Source organism: Streptomyces sp. G45, assembly GCF_049542095.1.
Taxonomy (GTDB): Bacteria; Actinomycetota; Actinomycetes; order Streptomycetales; family Streptomycetaceae; genus Streptomyces.
In genome coordinates, this window is record NZ_JBMUZU010000001.1 from 8,647,403 (window position 1) to 8,663,905 (window position 16,503).

A 16,503-nucleotide genomic window follows, 5' to 3' on the forward strand; every position below is an offset into this window, starting at 1 on the left:
CCGCCCCGCTCACAGGCCGTTGAGGAGGTCGTCGAGCGGGGCGGGTACGCGGCCGGGGTCCAGGGCCTCCACGAGGACCCGGCCGTACTGGATCTTCCGCCCCTTCTTCGTCCCGAGGAAGCGCCGCAACTGCTGTCGCGCGGTGCGCTCGCGCTGTGCGGGCTGGCGCAGGAACGCCGTCAGGGGGCGCAGGTCGCCCTGCGCCCGGATGAGGTCCCGTACGCGCTCCTCGCCCAGCGCGCGGATGAGTTCGTCCTCCAGGTCCGCCGCGCAGACGAAGAACGCGTCGTGCCCGGCACCGGCCTGCTCGAAGCCGCGGGCGTAGTAGCCGCGCTCCCGCTCGTCGCACAGGCCGGTGAGGCGCAGGCCCAGGCCGGGCGGCCCCAGGAGGCGGGCGAAGCGCCCGACGCTCATCGCGCCGCCCATCGCCAGGACGCAGACCCCGTCGCCCGCCAGGTCCCGGCCGCGGGCGGCGGCCAGCGCGTTGACGGCGGCGACGTCGCTCGGCCCCTCCAGCAGCACCACGGCGCGCACGGGCAGCCGCTCGGCCAGCTCCCTGGCGGGATCGCCGGGGCCACCGGCCGCCCAGCCGGTGACCGCTTCCCGGAACGCCTCCATATCAGCCATGGGAGGAGTCTGCGTCCCCTCGGGCCACCGCACCAGGGGTTTTCCGCCAGGGCGCCGACGGCCGTCGGCGCGCGGGCCGTTGCGCGGGGGCCGCCGCTCCGACCATTACCTCCCCATCGCACCCCCATAGAGGCGCCATCACACGGCACCGCGACAGTGGCGCCCATGAACACGTCCACGCCTCGCGTGAACCCAGACACCACAGGCACCAGGCGGCGAGCCCGCTCCGCGCTCCCCGCCCTCGCAGCCCTCGCGGCGCTCTCAACCGTCGCCGCCCCCGCGGCGGTGGCCGCCGAACGGCCGTCCGCCACCACGTCGGCGTACGTTCCGGCGCCGATCCGCTGGGGCGCCTGCGAGGCCATTCCGCCGCTGCCCGAGCCCAGCCCGAGAGCCCAGTGCGGGACCGTCGAGGTGCCGGTCGACTGGTCGGAGCCCGAGGGCCCGAAGACCGTCGTCCACGTGGCCCGCCACCGGGCCACCGACCCCGCGCGGCGCATCGGGGTCCTGATGGCGAACCCGGGCGGCCCCGGCGACTCGGGAGTCGACGACGTGCTGTACGCGGACGACCCCGTGAGCGGCTACGAACCGGACCTGCTCCAGCGCTTCGACATGGTCGGCTTCGACCCGCGCGGCGTCGCCAGGAGCCGGGGCGCCGAGTGCGACGAGTCGCTCCTCGACGCGATCCCGGACCGCCCCCGCGACGCCGCCGAGTTCAGGCGGCTGCGCACCCGGAACGCCAAGCTGGCGCGGAGCTGCCTGGAGCGGTCGGGGCCGCTCGCCGCCCACATGGACGGCGAGAGCGTCGCCCGCGACATGGACGCGATCCGCGCCGCCGTCGGCGAGCGCCGCATCAGCTTCCTGGGCCACTCCTACGGCACCTTCCTCGGCGAGCGCTACGCCCGGCTCTTCCCCGAACGGCTCCGGGCCCTGGCCCTCGACAGCGCGATGGACCCGGACCGGCCGGGCGCCGAGCGCTACCTCAAGGATGGCAGCGTCACCCTCGACAACACCCTGAAGAAGCTCGCGCGATGGTGCGCGAGGACCACGTCCTGCGCCCTCAACGGGAAGGACCTGACGGCCGTCACCGACGAGCTGTTCGCCCGCGCCGACGCGGGCACCCTCCGCGAACCCGGCCCGCAGGGGCCGACGCGGCGCAAGGTCGACGCCGACCGGCTCTCGGGCTTCCTCACCGGCCACCTCAGCGGCTGGACGCCGAAGGACACCGCGCGGCAGCTGAAGGCGCTGCACACCGGCAGGGGCGAGGTCCGCTGGCTCGAAGGCGCCGCGGACCCGGTCGCCCGGCTGGTCCTCTGCCGGGACTTCGACCTGCGGATCAAGGACCACGCCGAGTACCGGGCGATCCGCGAGCGGGTCGCCAAGGCCGCCCCGCACGTCCGCTACAACGCGCAGGCCCTGGACACCGTACTCGGCTGCCAGGGCTGGACGGTGCCGCCGAAGCCCCGGCCCGCGCGGGCGGAGGGCGAACTGCCGCCGGTGCTCGTGGTCAACGCCCGGTACGACGTGGCGACACCGCTGCCGGGGGCCCGGCGCATGGCGCGCTCCTTCCCGGAGGCGAGCCTGCACACGGAGGACACCGTGGGGCACTGGCTCTACATGCGCGGCGGGTCGAACGTGCCGCGGCAGCTGATCGACACGTATCTGAAGGGCCGGACGGACTGACGTCCGAGGGGCCGGACGGGCGCCTGAAGTGCCCAGGGGGCCGACGCGTGAAGGGCTGGGCGGAGGCCCCACCTCGTCCAGCGGACAACCATTCCCCTGCCACACACCTTGACGGGGTCCTGTCAATGAGTATGGTCTAGGCCAATGGGTCGGCCTTGGCGCCGGGCCGACTCGCCCCTCATCCCCCACCTCAGAGGGAGCAGAGATGATCACCAAGCGGAAGCTGGCGGTGGGCCTGGGAGCGGCGTGCGCGCCCCTCCTCGTCCTCGCGTCGGTCACGCCGGTCAGCGCGCACGGCTACATCAACTCCCCGCCGAGCCGTCAGGCACAGTGCGCGGCGGGCACCGTCCAGTGTGGCGACATCAAGTGGGAGCCGCAGAGCGTCGAGGGCCCCAAGGGCCTGCGCAGCTGCAGCGGAGGCAACGCGCGGTTCCGTGATCTGGACGACGACAGCAAGGGCTGGAAGGTCTCGGACGTCAACCGCTCGCAGCAGTTCACCTGGCGACTGACGGCCCCGCACCGCACCAGCACCTGGCAGTACTTCGTCGACGGACAGAAGGTCAAGGAGATCAACGACAACGGCCGCCAGCCGCCCACGTCCGTGACGCACACCGTCGACTTCGGCGGCATCACCGGGCGGCACAAGATGCTCGCGGTGTGGAACATCTACGACACCGCGAACGCGTTCTACGCCTGCGTCGACATCAACATCAGGGGCTGACGCGACACCGCCGCCCCGTGCGGCGGGCGGCGCGCGGTGCGGGCGGCAGGCGAGCGGGAACACACTCGGGCGCTCGCCGAACGACCCAGCCGCCCCGCACCGCGCGCCGCCCGCCAAGCGCTGACCGAGCCCGGCCGGGGCCTCGGTTCCGCCGGGGGTCCGGCGGGTCCAGCGGCCCCGTTCCCGGGCCCGGTTCGGCGAGCGGGGCGGCGTACCCCTTCGGTGCCACGTTCGGTGTCACGGTTCGGTGTCACGTTCGATGGCACGGTGGTGTCACGGGCCCGGCCCGGCCGCACATCGGGCCGGGCCGGGTTCGCGGCGCCCGGACCTGCCCGCGGGCCCGCTCCGCCACGACGGCCCCGCGAGCGGTCCCGACGGCCCCGCGAGCGGCCCGGCGCCCGTCACAGAGGGGAGCCGGGGTCCGTGGGCCGGATCCGACCGCGCCAGCCCTCGCGCGGGCCGCTGCGTTCGGCGTGCTCCTTGAAGCGCCGCAGGTCCCCCTTCACGCGCCGCTCGATCACTCCCAGCGCGTCGGCGCCCTTCTCCGCCATGCCCGTGGGCTCGACGTCCATCGTCAGCTCCACCCGGGTGCGCGTGTCGTCGAGGCGCCGGAACCGCACGGACCCCTGCTGGCGGGTGTCCCCGCCGATGGACCGCCAGGTGATCCGGTCGTCCGGCAGCTGGTCGACGATCTCCGTGTCGAACTCACGCCGCACCCCGCCGATCTTCGTGGTCCAGTGGTTGTGCAGGTCGTCGACCTGACGGACCTCCTCGACGCCCTCCATGAACGCGGGGAACTCCTCGAACCGGGTCCAGTGGTCGTACGCCGTGCTGAGCGGGACCTCCACGTCCACCGCGTCCTTGATCGTGCTCACGTCGTCGTCCTCCTCCGTGTCTCCTGAGGTACGGGTACGCGAACCCGAGTACCCGCGAAGACGGCGCCAAGGCGTCCGCGCACGGCGGACACCATCACGTTTCGCGGCGGATGCCGGGGGTACCCGGCGGGCGCGCCGGAAGAGGTCGGCCGCCGTCGAGGACGCCGAGCCTCTGCGGCGCGCGGAACGCCCCCCAGGCCCGAGTGCCTTCGGGGCGTGGCTTCGAGAAGCACCCTGGACATGCGACAGCGGAGAGAGGTCGAAGAGCCGTGACCGCGCGAACCGGCCAGAGGAAAGCCCCGACCCCGCCCGAGACCGGCTGGGCGAAGGCCCGCCGCGGCAAGGGCACCGGCGTCCGCACCTGCGTCGCCGCGGTCGTGCGGACCGGAGGCTGCCCGCCCCCGGCCCGCGTGAGCCCCGAGGGGAACATCGTCCGCGGCGATGACTGACCCGCCTGACCCGCCTGACCCGCCCCGCCGCCGGAGCGGCCGCCACGGGCCTCAGGCCGTGTGCTGGTACGCCGGGTAGGTGAGGTACCCCGCGTCGCCGCCCTCGTAGTACGTGGCCTCGTCGACGGGAGCCAGCGGCAGGCCGGTGCGCAGCCGCTCCACGAGGTCGGGGTTGGAGATGAAGGCCCGGCCGAAGCTGATCAGTTCGGCGCCGAGGCCGAGCCAGCGGTCGGCCTCCGCGCGACCGGTCTGCTTGGGGCCCATCGGGCGGACCGGATTGACCATCAACGTGCCGGGCCAGGTGCGGCGCAGGGCGAGGATCACCTCGTCGTCCGCGGTCAGCTCCAGATGGACGTACGCGAGGCCGAGCCGGGAAAGCTCCGTCAGCAACGCGGTGTTGAGGGCGAGCGCGTCGTCCTCCTCGGCGCCCCAGAAGCTGGTCCCGGGGGAGAGCCGGATGCCCGTCCGGTCCGCGCCGACCGCCTCCACGGTCGCCGTCACGGCCTCCACGGCGAACCGGATCCGGCCCGCGATCGAACCGCCGTAGCGGTCCGTGCGCAGGTTGGCGTTGGAGGACAGGAACTGCGAGATCAAGTAGCCGTTGGCGCCGTGGAGTTCGACCCCGTCGAAGCCCGCGTCGAGCGCGCGGCGCGCCGCGTCGGCGTACGACCGGGCGTGCTCGGGCACCTCCTCGGTGGCGAGGGCACGGGGCACCGGCGCGGGCTGCCGACCGCTCGGCGTGAAGACCTCGCCCTCCGCCGCGACCGCCGAGGGGCCGACGGGCCGGTGGCCGGTGGTGTCCGGGTGCGAGACCCGGCCGCCGTGCATGATCTGGGCGAAGATCCGCCCGCCGTTGCTGTGCACCGCGTCCGTCACGGGCCGCCAGGAGGCGACCTGCTCGTCCGTGTACAGGCCCGGCGTGCCCGGGTTGGACTGCCCGACGAGGCTCGGCTGCACCCCTTCGGAGACGATCAGCCCCGCCGTGGCGCGCTGCGCGTAGTACGTGGCCATGGAAGCGGTGGCGAGGCCGCCCGCCGCGGCCCTGACACGGGTCATCGGGGCCATCACCACCCGGTTGGGCAGCGCCAGTTCACCGAGTCGATAGCTGCTGAACAATGTGGTCACGGCGGGCTCCTCCGTCGTCGCGTGCGCTGTGGGTGCGTGCCCGCAGCGGTGGGCACGGCGCTACGCTAAAACCTCACATTGATGTGAGAGGCAAGTGATGTGACGTGCTTCACCACAGGGGGTGGTCATGCGGATCGGTGAGCTAGCGGCGCGCACCGACGCCAGCGTGCGGTCGCTGCGCTACTACGAGGAGCAGGGGCTGCTGCACAGCCGCCGCAGCCCCAGTGGGCAGCGGCACTACACGGAGGCCGAGGTCGAACGGGTGCGGTTCCTCCAGCGCCTGTACGCGGCGGGCCTGTCCAGCCGCACCATCGCCGAGCTGCTGCCGTGCGTGGACGCGCCCAGCGCGGGCAGCTCCGACGCCGCGCTGAAGCGCATGGCGCAGGAGCACGAGCGGCTCTCCGCGCACATCGAAGAACTCGTGCGCACCCGGGACGCGCTGGAGAGCCTCATGGACACGGCCCGGGCCTACCGCGACAGCTTCCGCGCCGCCGCGGACGGCGCCGCCCCGGCGGCTGCCGCGCCGCGGTGCTGACCCGGTAGCGCCCGGCGGGCGGCGCGCGGCGACGTGTGCGCCGCCCGGCACGGGGAACGCGGTGCCACGCGACGGACGATCGCGGCCGGGGCCGCCGGACGCACGGGCCCCGGCCGCGCGGGTCAAGGAGGCCGCGATGGCGACACAGGACCAGCACGAACAGGCCGAGGAGCCCGAACGGGCCGACGAGCACGAACGGCCCGACGGAAGCGGTCGGGCCGACGGGAGCGAGCGCGCTGACGGGAGCGGTCGGTCCGGGCAGGGGGGCCGGGCCGACCGGCGCGGCCCGGACGGCGAGGCCCCTGGGCCGGACGCGGCGACCGGCACCCTCACCACCTCCGTGCCCGCCCGCCTCGACCGGCTCCCGTGGTCGCGCTGGCACTGGACGGTCGTCATCGGGCTCGGCACCGTGTGGATCCTGGACGGCCTGGAGGTCACGGTCGTCGGCAGCATCGCCAGCCGCCTCTCGGAGGAGGGCAGCGGCCTGCCCGTCAGCGCGGCCCAGGTCACGGGCATCGCGGCGGCCCTGTACGTGGCCGGGGCCTGCGCGGGTGCGCTCTTCTTCGGCTGGCTCACCGACCGTCACGGCCGCAAGAAGCTCTTCCTGATCACCCTGGCCGTCTACCTGGCGGCGACCGCGCTGACCGCGGTGTCCTTCTCCAGCTGGTGGTTCTTCGCCTTCCGCTTCCTCACCGGCTTCGGCATCGGGGGCGAGTACGCGGCCATCAACTCGGCCGTCGACGAGCTGATCCCGTCCCGCTACCGGGGCCGCGTCGACCTCGTCATCAACGGCAGCTTCTGGCTGGGCGCGGTCGGCGGCGCCCTGCTGTCGGTGCTCGCGCTCGACACCGACGTCTTCGCGGCCGACGTCGGCTGGCGGCTGACCTTCGCCCTGGGGGTGGTCCTCGGCCTGGTCATCCTGCTGGTGCGGCGGAACGTGCCGGAGAGCCCGCGCTGGCTGTTCCTGCACGGGCGCGCCGCCGAGGCGGAGCGCCTGGTCGCGGATGTGGAGGAGCGGGTCGCGGCCGAGCGGGGCGGTCCGCTCCCGGAGCCCGAGGGGCAGGTCACGGTGCGTCCGCGGGCGAGCATCGGCTTCGGCGCCATCGCCCGCACCGTGCTGTCCACCTACCGTGGGCGCGCCGTCCTCGGCTTCTCGCTCTTCATCGGCCAGGCCTTCCTCTACAACGCGGTGACCTTCGGCTTCGGCACCATCCTCACCACGTTCTTCGACGTGCCGAGCGGCTCGACGGGCTACTACTTCGCCGTCATGGCGGCGGGCAACTTCCTCGGCCCCCTCGTCCTCGGCCCGCTCTTCGACACGCTCGGCCGACGGATCATGATCTCCGGTACGTACCTCGCCTCCGGGCTGCTGCTGTTCGGTACGGCCTGGCTCTTCGACGGCGGCCACCTCGGCGCGCGGACGCTCACGGCCTGCTGGTGCGTGGTGCTCTTCTTCGCGTCCGCCGGGGCCAGTTCGGCCTACCTGACGGTGAGTGAGATCTTCCCGATGGAGACGCGCGCCATGTCCATCGCGTTCTTCTACGCCATCGGCACGGCGGCGGGCGGGATCAGCGGGCCGCTGCTCTTCGCGAAGCTCACCGAGTCCGGCGTCGTCGCCGACACCGTGCTCGCCTTCCAGGTCGGCGCCGCTCTGATGACGCTGGCCGGGCTGGTGGCGGCCGTCCTCGCCGTACGCGCCGAGCGGCGCTCCCTGGAGGACATCGCGGCCCCCCTGTCGTCCGTACGGGCCCCGGTCGGCGCCCGGGCCTGAGCCCCGCGCCGCCGTACGGCGTCAGCTCAGGGCCCAGACGGCGACGCCGCCCGCCACGAACAGCAGGCACATCGCGATGTTGACGCGCCGGTAGGCGACGAGGACGGCCGCGAACTCGCGGATCACCGCGTTGGGCCAGAAGTAGCGGGCGGTGCGCGAGCCCACCACCTGGCCCCTGATGCCGAGCCGCCGCGCGGTCAGCGCGGCGCGGAAGGCGTGGTAGTTGCTGGTGACGATGACGCACCGGAAGCCGGGCTTCTCCTGCCGCATGAGGGCCTTGCTGAACCGCAGGTTCTCCTCCGTCGACGTCGACTTGTCCTCCCGCAGGATCAGGTCCTCGGGGAACCCCCGGCCGATCAGGTAGTCGGCCATCGCGTGGGACTCCGGCAGCTTCTCGTCGGGGCCCTGCCCGCCCGAGGCGATCAGGACGGGAGCGGGGCCGCGCCGGGCCAGCTGCGCGTGCACCTCGCGGGCCCGGTCGAGGCGACCGGCCAGCAGCGGCGGCACGGTCGAGCCGCCGATCAGGCCCGAGCCGAGGACGACCACGTAGTCGGCCCTGCGGCGCACCTGGAGCCGTGCGTAGAGGAAGGAGTACGTGACGAAGCACAGGAAGAGGAACGAGACGTAGCAGGTCAGGGCCAGAGCCGTGGCGCCCGCCCCGAACAGCGCGGGCGTGCGCACCACCGCGGCGGCGACTACCAGCGCGACGACCGCGACGACGCACACCGCGGCCATCAGGGAGAACAGGTTCGTGGGGCTGCGGCCCTCCTTGCGCACCAGGCGCAGGCCGTTCACCAGCAGCAGACAGGTGAGCAGCGGCAGGCCCGCCGCGCCCACCGCCAGCAGCGACACCGCGACGGCGGTGCCCGCCACGGCGTCGGACCTGACCAGCGAGTACAACCAGGCGGCGAGCGCGCACAGCGCGGTCAGGCCGAGGAGTACCGCGTTGCCGAACTTGCGGCGCTCGCGCAGCACGCGCCAGCACAGGACGAGGAAGAGCAGGGCAGCCGGTGCGTAAATCCACACGCGCACAGCGTATGCGGCCCGCCGCGCCGCGTACGCGACTTGTCGGCGGACGCGAGCCCGGCACGGCTCACGGCACCGTCAACGCCACCCGCCTGCCGTGCAGTTCACCGGCCTCCAGCATGCGGTGCGCCTCGGCGGTGGCGCTCAGCGGCAGCGTCCGGACCTCGCGCGGGCGCAGCGCGCCGTCGGCGAGCAGGCCGTTGACGCGCCGGGCGGCCGAGGCGAGTTCGGCCACTGTGGCGCGGGTGAGGGCGAAGCCCACGACGGACCCGTCCCGCACGTACAGCTCCCCGGCGGGCAGCGTCGGCGTGGTGCGCAGCCCCGCGAGCAGTACGATGCGGCCGCGCCAGGCGAGCAGCCCGACCGCGCCCGCCAGGTCGTTGACCCCGGCCGCGTCGAGATAGAGGTCGACCCCGCCGGGGCAGGCGCGGGCCAGCCGGGCCGTGAGGTCCGCGGCCGTGCGGTCCACCACGGCGTCGGCGCCGAGACCGCGGCAGTACGCCGCGTGGCGCGGGTGGGCGACGGCCACCACGCGGGCGCCCGCCCGGGCCGCGACGACGACGGCGGCGGCACCGACGTTGCCCGCCGCCCCGATCACCACGACGGTCGCCCCAGCGCGCAGACCGCCGTGCGTGACGAGCCCGAGGGTCGCGGTGGCCGCCGGGTGCAGCACGGTCACCGCCGTGACGGGGTCGACGCCGTCCGGCAGCCGGTACAGGCGCTCGGCGGGCACCACCACCCGCTCGGCCGCCGCGCCCTGGCGCCCGCCGTGGCCCAGGCTGTTGCACCACACCCGCTCCCCGGCGGTGAACCCCGTGACCGCCGCCCCGGCCCCGGCGACCCGCCCGACGAGGTCGCGCCCCACCACGAAAGGGAACGTTCTGGAATCAACAGGACAATGGGGGCGGCGGGGGCGCGTTCCGGGACCCATGGGGGAACGGGAGAACGGGGAAGCGGGGAACAGGGGAGCGGCGGCAGCTCATGTGGCCGGGGAGCGGGGCGGCGACAGGCCGACGGGAAGTAAACAGGGCGTGGCGGGCTTGTGGACGTGGTACTGCTTCCCCAGACACGCCCACGGACCATACTGGTCGAGCCCCGATCACCCACAGAACGAGCCATGGCCAACAACAGCACCCAAACGAACACCGCCCCCGACACCGTCTGGCTGGGGCGCGGGCGCCACCTCGGGCCCGAGCCCGAGCAGGACGTCCGGCGCAACCTGATCGCCCTCAAGGCGGCCGGGGTGCTCGACGACTTCCTCGACCTCGAACCCGCCGAGGCGGCCCGCTCCACCACCCTGCACCCGCGGGACGAGTCCGCCGACCCCGGCCCGTCGGCCCGCCGCCTCTTCGAGGCCCGCTGGCGGGTGGCCGACGACGTCACGGTGCGCGCCCAGCTCACCACGTACGACCCCGAGGGCCGCCGCAGGGACGGCGAGGGCGTCGTGTGGGTGCTCGCCGCCGAGGCGGAGCGGGCGTGGGACGTGCGCTGGCCGTCGCCCGCCACCATGTTCTGGCCCGACAGCGAGCGCGTCGCCTGGGACCGCGACACGGTGCCGGAGGTGAGCCTGAGGGCGGCGAACCACCTGCCGAAGGACGACGACGAGCTGCGCCGCCGACTGCGCGAGTGCGTCCAGCAGAGCTGGTTCGTGCACGTCGTGGTGCACGAGGCGATGACGCCGGACGCCCAGGGGCAGCGGCCGGTGTCGGACTTCCTGCCGCCGGGCCTCAGGCACCGGGTGGTCGAGCACCGCGCCACGCCGGAGCAGGCGCAGATCGCGGACTTCGCGATGAAGCGGGAGCTGAACGTGCGGATGCCGCGCGGCGGCGCCGTCGTGCTGCCGACGACGCCGGGGGCCGCCGGGTACGACGCGGAGCGGTTCACGGTGCGCAGCGTCTTCCTCGACGGCTCGGAGCCGACCGAACTCCTCGACCGGATCCGGGAGTTCGCCGCGCTGCCGCGGCCGCTGTCCGCCGACGCCGAGCGGGCCCTGGCACGGCTGCGCCAGGGCTGGCACCTGCTCACCCCGGACGAGGAGCTGGTGCACGCCCAGGGCATGGTCGCCAAGTACGCCGAGGCGCTGGAAGCGATGACGACCTCCCGTGACCGCTACCGGGAGGCGGCCGAGGCGGCGCAGGCCGCGCTGGCGGAGCTGACCGGCGGCGAGGTGGCGCCCCGCGCGGGCGGCGCGTCGGACGGCTCACCTCTGAAGGCCCTCACGCGGGTGTTCGGCCGGTTCCGCGACCAGAAGTAGCGGCCGGACGTAGCCGCCGGTTCCGCGACCGGAAGTGGCCGCCGGTTCCGCGACCGGAAGTGGCCGCCGGTTCCGCGACCGGAAGTGGCCGCCGGTTCCACCCCCGGCGGCCGGGGCACGTCGAAGGGGCCGGTGGCGGTCTCCCGCCACCGGCCCGATCAAGGGGAAGAACCCCGTGTGGGGGCTGTGAGCACGTCCCCTTGCTTGGGGGGCCGCGGAGGGCCCGCCGAGCGGTGGCGGGGTCCGCGGGACGGTCCGTGGCGGGGCCCACGGACCGGGGCGCCTCAGTCGACGCGGACCGGCTTGCGCTCGCCCGAGGGTCCGTAGCCGCAGATGGAAGGCGCCATGACGTGCTGCGGGTTGGTCCAGCCTGCGCACTGGTAGCCGGAGTGGCCGTACCAGTCGTGACCGAACTCGTGGGCCGCGAGCAGGGCCTGGTCGCCTACGCCGCCCATGTACAGCGCGATGCGCTGGCCCCGGCCCCAGTTGCAGCCGACGATCCGGCCACCGCCGCCGCAGTCCGTGATGTAGGTGTTGCGGCACTCCACCGGGGTGTCGCTGTTCGAGGTCTCGTTGAGGTTGGCCCAGGCGGCCGCGCCCCGGGCGATGACCGCGGCGTACTGCCGACAGGATGCCGTGAGGTAGTAGGCGCGGTCGGAGGGGACGGGCCAGCCGCCCGGCGGGGGCTCCTTGGCCCCCGGGCGCCCGGTCGTGAGCGCCTTCAGCTGCTCCGCCGTGATGCCGTGGCCGTGGCCCTTCTCCGCGGCCTTGGACGAGACCGCCTTGGACGGGACCGCCTTGGACGAGGCCGCCTCGGACGCCGCGTCTGCCGCCGTGACCTCGGACACGGCCGTGCGGTCGTCGGGGGAGGGGGCGGCCTGGGCGCCGGGGCCGACCAGGCCGATGGCCGTGGCCGCCGCGGTCGCGACGAGGAATCTGAGGAGCAGGTGCGGTCGCATGCTTCTCCTCCTGGTGTGGGGGTGTGTCGAACCTGATGTGGGGGGCGTGGCGGACCGTGTGTGGGGGCGCCGATCGGGTTGTGGGGGCGGCCCTGGTGTGGGGGTGATCGACGTCGGTCCGCCGATGGCGGCGCCGCGCGGTTCGGGCCAACGACGCTGCCTGGTCCCAGAGTTCGCAGCCGGGCGGCGGAGAACAATCCGGGTATCGGTAGGTAGGGGTACGCAGAAAAAACGGAGCGGGGCCGCCGCTTCCGCCCGCCCTCCAGGGCGGCCAGGACGCGCCAGATGGTCCAGACCTATTGACCTGATTGGTACATGCCAATAGCCTCCGAGTGACTGGCGACAGGCCGACTGTGATCACGGTCGACAGACACACGCGGACACGCGCAGGGACGTGCGAGGCGCACGGGTACGTGCGGACGCACGCGGTCATCTGCGCGACGACAGACGCATGCGCGACGGACGGCGGTACGCGCGGACGCGCCGTCCGACCACCCATCCGGAATCGACACTCGAAGGGGAGCCCCCCTTGAGATCCCCCACTGTCAGAAGACTTCCGAAGCGCGCCGTGACAGCGCTCGCCTGCCTGGCCCTGCCGCTCACCGCCCTGACCGTCCCGGCACAGGCGGCCGACGCCCCCGCCGCGGACGGCCGCGCACCAGGCTTCGCCCAGGCCGCCCCCTACCTGTACCTGGGCTGGGGCAACCCGCCGAACCCCACCGACGTCATGCGGGCCACCGGCATCAAGTGGTTCACGATGGCGTTCATCCTCGCCCGCGGCGGCTGCAACCCCGCCTGGGACAGCCAGCGCCCCCTCACCGGCGGCTCCGACGAGAACGCCATCAAGGCGATCCGCGCGGCCGGAGGCGACGTCGTCCCCTCCATCGGCGGCTGGAGCGGCAACAAGCTCGGCCCCAACTGCTCGACGCCGCAGGCCCTGGCGGGCGCCTACCAGAAGGTCATCGACGCCTACCGGCTCAAGGCGATCGACGTCGACATCGAGAACCGGGACGAGTTCGAGACCCCCGCGGTCCAGGACCGCGTCCTCAGCGCCCTGAAGATCGTCAAGCAGAACAACCCGGGCATCAAGACGATCGTGACCTTCCCCACGCTCAACACCGGCCCCAACTCCTGGGGCAACCGCCTCATCGAGCGGTCCAAGGCCCTCGACGCGAACATCGACATCTTCACGATCATGCCGTTCAACTTCGGCGGCCAGGCCGATATGTACGGCAACACGATCAAGGCGACCGAGGGTCTGAAGGCCAAGCTCCAGTCCGTCTACGGCTGGTCCGACGCCGACGCCTACGCGCACATCGGCATCTCCGGCATGAACGGCAACAGCGACACGGGCGAGGTGACCACGCCCCAGATCTGGACCCAGATCCGTGACTGGGCCAACGCCCACCACATCAGCCGACTCGCCTTCTGGGCGGTCAACCGCGACCGCCCGTCCTGGCAGTTCACGTCCATCACCGCCGGGTTCACCGGCTGACCCACAGGCCCCGCCCCCCAACGACGGCGCTCCCGGACCCCTCCGGGAGCGCCGTCACCCCGTCACGGCGCGATCACGAGCCCGCCGCGGCCGATCTCGGTCCGCGAGCTGACCCGCAGCTTGCGCAGCACCTTGGCCACGTGCTGCTCCACCGTGCGCGGGGACAGGAACAGCACGTCGGCGATCTGCCGGTTGGTGTGCCCGAGCGCGACCAGGCGGGCGACCTCCCGCTCCCGCGGCGAGAGCTGGTCGCCGTAGCCGCGGCGGCCGCGCCGGGACGGCAGCGGCACGTTGTGCCCGCGCAGCACCCGGCGGCAGCGCGCCGCGTCCCGGGTGGCGCCCAGCTCCGCGAACCGCTCCGCCATCGCCGCGAGTTCACGAGCGGCACCGGCGTCCCCCAGGGCGAGACGGCAGCGGGCCGCCGCCTCACCGGCGCGGGTGGCGGAGTAGGGCTGCGGCAGCGCCATGTACGCGGCCCGGGCGGCGTCGAAGGCCGCGGCGGCCTCCTCGGTGCGGGCCTGCCCGGAGGCCAGGATGCCGCGGCACGACAGCAGGGCGGCCGCCGCCAGGGGCGCGTCCCGGCCGTCGATGCCGTCGGCCAGCTCGGCGGTGACCCGCTCCGCGTCCGCCAGGCCGCCGTCGCGCACCAGCGTGGCCACCGCCATCGGCGCCAGGTCACCGGCCCAGCACCAGATGCCCTTGCGGCGGATCCTGGCCAGGGCCCGCTCGGCCTCCGCCCGCGCCTCGGCGAACTCGCCACGGGCCCGCAGCAGGCGGACCATGGCGCCGGACGCCGTCGCGAGGACCGGTGCCGGGGCGTTGTGCGGGGCGCCGAGACCGGCGGCCGTCAGCTCCGCCGCCGCCTCGTCCCACTCGCCGCGCGCGGACGCGAGCAGCCCCAGGACCAGATGGGCGTCGGCCGCGATGCCCGAGACGCCCTGCGCCAGGTCCAGGACGTGCCGGGCCCGCTCCCCGAGGCCCTGCCACTGGCCCTCGTACCAGTCCAGGCGCAGCGCGGTGCCCTCCACGATGCCCGAGAGGAACGCGGCGCCGCACTCGGCGGCCAGGCGCCGCCCCAGCCTGCGGAAGCGGTGCGCGGCCCGGTAGTGGCCGAGGCAGGCGGCGGCGTCGGCGAAGTTCCCGCAGGCCCGGGCGACCTGGCGGCGGTCGCCGTCGGCCCCCGCGGTGCCGATGAGCCGGTCGGCCTGCTCCCAGACGGCCGGGTCGCCCCCGTACATCGTCAGGGCCAGGCGGTTGGCCCTGACCGCGGTGCACACCGAGGGGCCCGGCTCCTCGGCCGCCAGGCGCTCGGCCCGCTCGATCCAGCGCTCGTACACGGCGTACGGGTGGTCGCCCCAGGCGGGCATGGCCAGGGCCGCCATGCCGCGCGCCGCGAGGGCGGGGCGATCGCGCAGCTCCCTGATCGCCCGCTCGGTGTTGATCCGGCCCTCCTCGTGCCGCCCCGCCTGGTTGTACAGCAGCAGCCCCAGGTGGAGGCGGATCTCGCCGCGCAGCTCCTCCGGCAGCTGCGGGTCCCGCACGATGCGGCGCAGCAGCGCGGTGGCCCGGCGGTGGGTGAGCCCGACCACCGCGTCCCGGCTGAGGTCGACGGCGATGCGGGCACAGGCCATCCGGCCCAGGCGGCCGTCGGACAGCAGCTCCTCCAGCAGGTCCACGGCGAGCGCCAGGTCGCCCATCTCGCGTGCGGAGGCCGCCGCCTCCTCGCCGTAGCGCTGCCAGTGGGACAGCTCCCCGGCCTGACGGGCGTGGTAGGCGAGCTGCACCAGGGGCTGCGGCTCCTGAGCCGCGAGCGCGTGCATCGCCCGCCGGTGCCACTGATGCCGGTCGGGCCCCGGCAGGCTCGCGTACACCGCCTGCTGGGCCAGGGCGTGCCGCGGCCCGTACTGGCCCTCACCCCACTCGTGCAGCACACCGGCGAGCAGCGCCTCCCGTACGGCCGCCGCGTCCCGCGCGGTCACCGGGTGCCCGGCCGTGCCGTGCACGACGTCGCCGATCAGCGCCTCGCCGACGGGCACACGCAGCACGCAGGCCGCGTGCACGGCGGCCCTGGCGTCGGGCGAGAGCACGCTCATCCGGTCGGCGATCGCCTCCTGGAGCAGCGTGGGCACGGTCATCGCCTCCAGCGCCTCGTGCCCGGCGCCGGGTCCGCCCCGCACGTGCTCGGGCAGCGCGCGGACGACCTCCTCCACCACGAACGGGATGCCCGCCGTGCGCCGGTGCAGCTCGGCGGCCAGGGCCGTGGCGGTCTCCGGCGCCCCGGTGAGGGCGGCGCACATGGCGTGCACGTCCGACACGTCCAGGGGGCGCAGCGGGAGGCGCACCGACGCGGTGCCGGGCGGCTGGCGGTAGGCCCGCCCCAACGGCAGCCCGGTGCCCGGCAGTTCCTCGCGGCGGAAGCTGACGACGACCGCCAGGGCGCCCGGCGGGTCGTCCGCCAGGAACCGCAGCAGGTCCCGGGTGCCGTCGTCGGCCCAGTGCAGGTCCTCCACCACGATCACGGCCGGGCCCAGCGCGTCGAGCAGCGCCCGCACGGCACGGAACAGGCGGTGCCGCCCGGCCCGGGGGTCGAGCAGCGGCTCGGGCGCGGGCGGCAGGGCGTCGGCCAGCTCCGGCAGGTACGGGCGCAGCGCGCCGCAGACCGGATTGAGCCCGGCGGGCGGGCCGTCGGCCAGATGGCGCAGGAAGTCGAACACGGGCCCGTACGGAAAGGGCTCGCGCAGCGGACGGCAACTGCCCACCAGGACGCGCCGACCGCGCACCGAGGGGTGCCGCAGCGCCTCGTGGATCAGGCGGGTCTTGCCGATCCCGGCCTCGCCCTCGACCAGCGCCACCGACGGCGGGTGCGCCATCGCCTGCGCCAGGGAGCGCAGTTCCGCGGTCCGGCCGACCAGAACGGGTGTTTCCGAGGTGCGCAGGAGGGAGGCAGTCATGGGGGTGACTCCGGCCTGTGGGGGCCCGTGAGCGG

Annotated in this window: 12 protein-coding genes and 2 pseudogenes; 7 read left to right on the forward strand and 7 right to left on the reverse strand. The window is 74.5% G+C overall.

Annotated features, from left to right (window positions below; genetic code table 11):
• Positions 1–9 precede the first annotated feature (9 nt).
• A complete protein-coding gene (locus tag ACOBQU_RS36970; RefSeq protein WP_423633546.1) occupies positions 10–627 on the reverse strand; it encodes a TOPRIM nucleotidyl transferase/hydrolase domain-containing protein in 618 nt (205 codons plus the stop codon).
• 165 nt (positions 628–792) lie between these two features.
• On the opposite strand from ACOBQU_RS36970, the gene ACOBQU_RS36975 reads away from it, so the two are divergent.
• Positions 793–2,307, forward strand: coding sequence for an alpha/beta hydrolase (locus ACOBQU_RS36975; RefSeq protein ID WP_423633548.1), 1,515 nt, complete (start codon positions 793–795; stop codon positions 2,305–2,307).
• A gap of 205 nt (positions 2,308–2,512) precedes the next feature.
• Positions 2,513–3,028, forward strand: a complete 516-nt coding sequence (locus ACOBQU_RS36980; protein ID WP_423633549.1) for a lytic polysaccharide monooxygenase auxiliary activity family 9 protein — start codon at positions 2,513–2,515, stop codon at positions 3,026–3,028.
• A 401-nt stretch (positions 3,029–3,429) separates the two neighbouring features.
• Here the strand turns inward: ACOBQU_RS36980 and ACOBQU_RS36985 are convergent, their stop codons facing one another.
• Positions 3,430–3,903, reverse strand: a complete 474-nt coding sequence (locus tag ACOBQU_RS36985) for an SRPBCC family protein (protein WP_423633551.1) — start codon at positions 3,901–3,903, stop codon at positions 3,430–3,432.
• Positions 3,904–4,172: 269 nt separating this feature from the next.
• Between ACOBQU_RS36985 and ACOBQU_RS36990 the strand changes: the two genes are divergently transcribed.
• On the forward strand, positions 4,173–4,352 hold the full coding sequence (locus tag ACOBQU_RS36990; RefSeq protein ID WP_423633553.1) for a hypothetical protein: 180 nt from the start codon (positions 4,173–4,175) through the stop codon (positions 4,350–4,352).
• A gap of 51 nt (positions 4,353–4,403) precedes the next feature.
• On the opposite strand, the gene ACOBQU_RS36995 is transcribed toward ACOBQU_RS36990, so the two are convergent.
• Entirely contained in the window at positions 4,404–5,477 is a 1,074-nt protein-coding gene (locus tag ACOBQU_RS36995) for an alkene reductase (RefSeq protein WP_423633555.1), read from the reverse strand.
• 127 nt (positions 5,478–5,604) lie between these two features.
• Here ACOBQU_RS36995 and ACOBQU_RS37000 point away from each other — a divergent pair, with 127 nt between their 5' ends.
• Together ACOBQU_RS37000 and ACOBQU_RS37005 are read left to right on the forward strand one after the other, a co-directional pair.
• On the forward strand, positions 5,605–6,012 hold the full coding sequence (locus ACOBQU_RS37000) for a MerR family transcriptional regulator (RefSeq protein ID WP_423633557.1): 408 nt from the start codon (positions 5,605–5,607) through the stop codon (positions 6,010–6,012).
• Between the two features lie 136 nt (positions 6,013–6,148).
• The gene (locus tag ACOBQU_RS37005) at positions 6,149–7,783 is read left to right on the forward strand and encodes an MFS transporter (RefSeq protein ID WP_423633559.1); all 1,635 of its coding nucleotides are present in this window, start codon (positions 6,149–6,151) and stop codon (positions 7,781–7,783) included.
• Between the two features lie 21 nt (positions 7,784–7,804).
• Here ACOBQU_RS37005 and ACOBQU_RS37010 read toward each other — a convergent pair whose 3' ends face one another.
• Both ACOBQU_RS37010 and ACOBQU_RS37015 read right to left on the reverse strand, forming a co-directional pair.
• Entirely contained in the window at positions 7,805–8,809 is a 1,005-nt protein-coding gene (locus ACOBQU_RS37010; protein WP_423633561.1) for a YdcF family protein, read from the reverse strand.
• Positions 8,810–8,876: 67 nt separating this feature from the next.
• A pseudogene (locus ACOBQU_RS37015) lies at positions 8,877–9,686 on the reverse strand (zinc-binding dehydrogenase); the annotation flags it as partial.
• 240 nt (positions 9,687–9,926) lie between these two features.
• Between ACOBQU_RS37015 and ACOBQU_RS37020 the strand changes: the two are divergent.
• Positions 9,927–11,063 carry a hypothetical protein gene (locus ACOBQU_RS37020; RefSeq protein WP_423633563.1) on the forward strand — a complete coding sequence of 379 codons (1,137 nt, stop codon included), beginning with the start codon at positions 9,927–9,929 and terminating at the stop codon, positions 11,061–11,063.
• Between the two features lie 284 nt (positions 11,064–11,347).
• Here the strand turns inward: ACOBQU_RS37020 and ACOBQU_RS37025 are convergent, their stop codons facing one another.
• Positions 11,348–12,022, reverse strand: coding sequence for a hypothetical protein (locus ACOBQU_RS37025; RefSeq protein ID WP_423633565.1), 675 nt, complete (start codon positions 12,020–12,022; stop codon positions 11,348–11,350).
• A 649-nt stretch (positions 12,023–12,671) separates the two neighbouring features.
• Between ACOBQU_RS37025 and ACOBQU_RS37030 the strand changes: the two are divergent.
• Positions 12,672–13,517 (forward strand): annotated as a pseudogene (locus tag ACOBQU_RS37030) (chitinase); the annotation flags it as partial.
• 62 nt (positions 13,518–13,579) lie between these two features.
• Here ACOBQU_RS37030 and ACOBQU_RS37035 read toward each other — a convergent pair.
• Entirely contained in the window at positions 13,580–16,468 is a 2,889-nt protein-coding gene (locus tag ACOBQU_RS37035; protein WP_423633567.1) for an ATP-binding protein, read from the reverse strand.
• Positions 16,469–16,503: the final 35 nt, after the last annotated feature.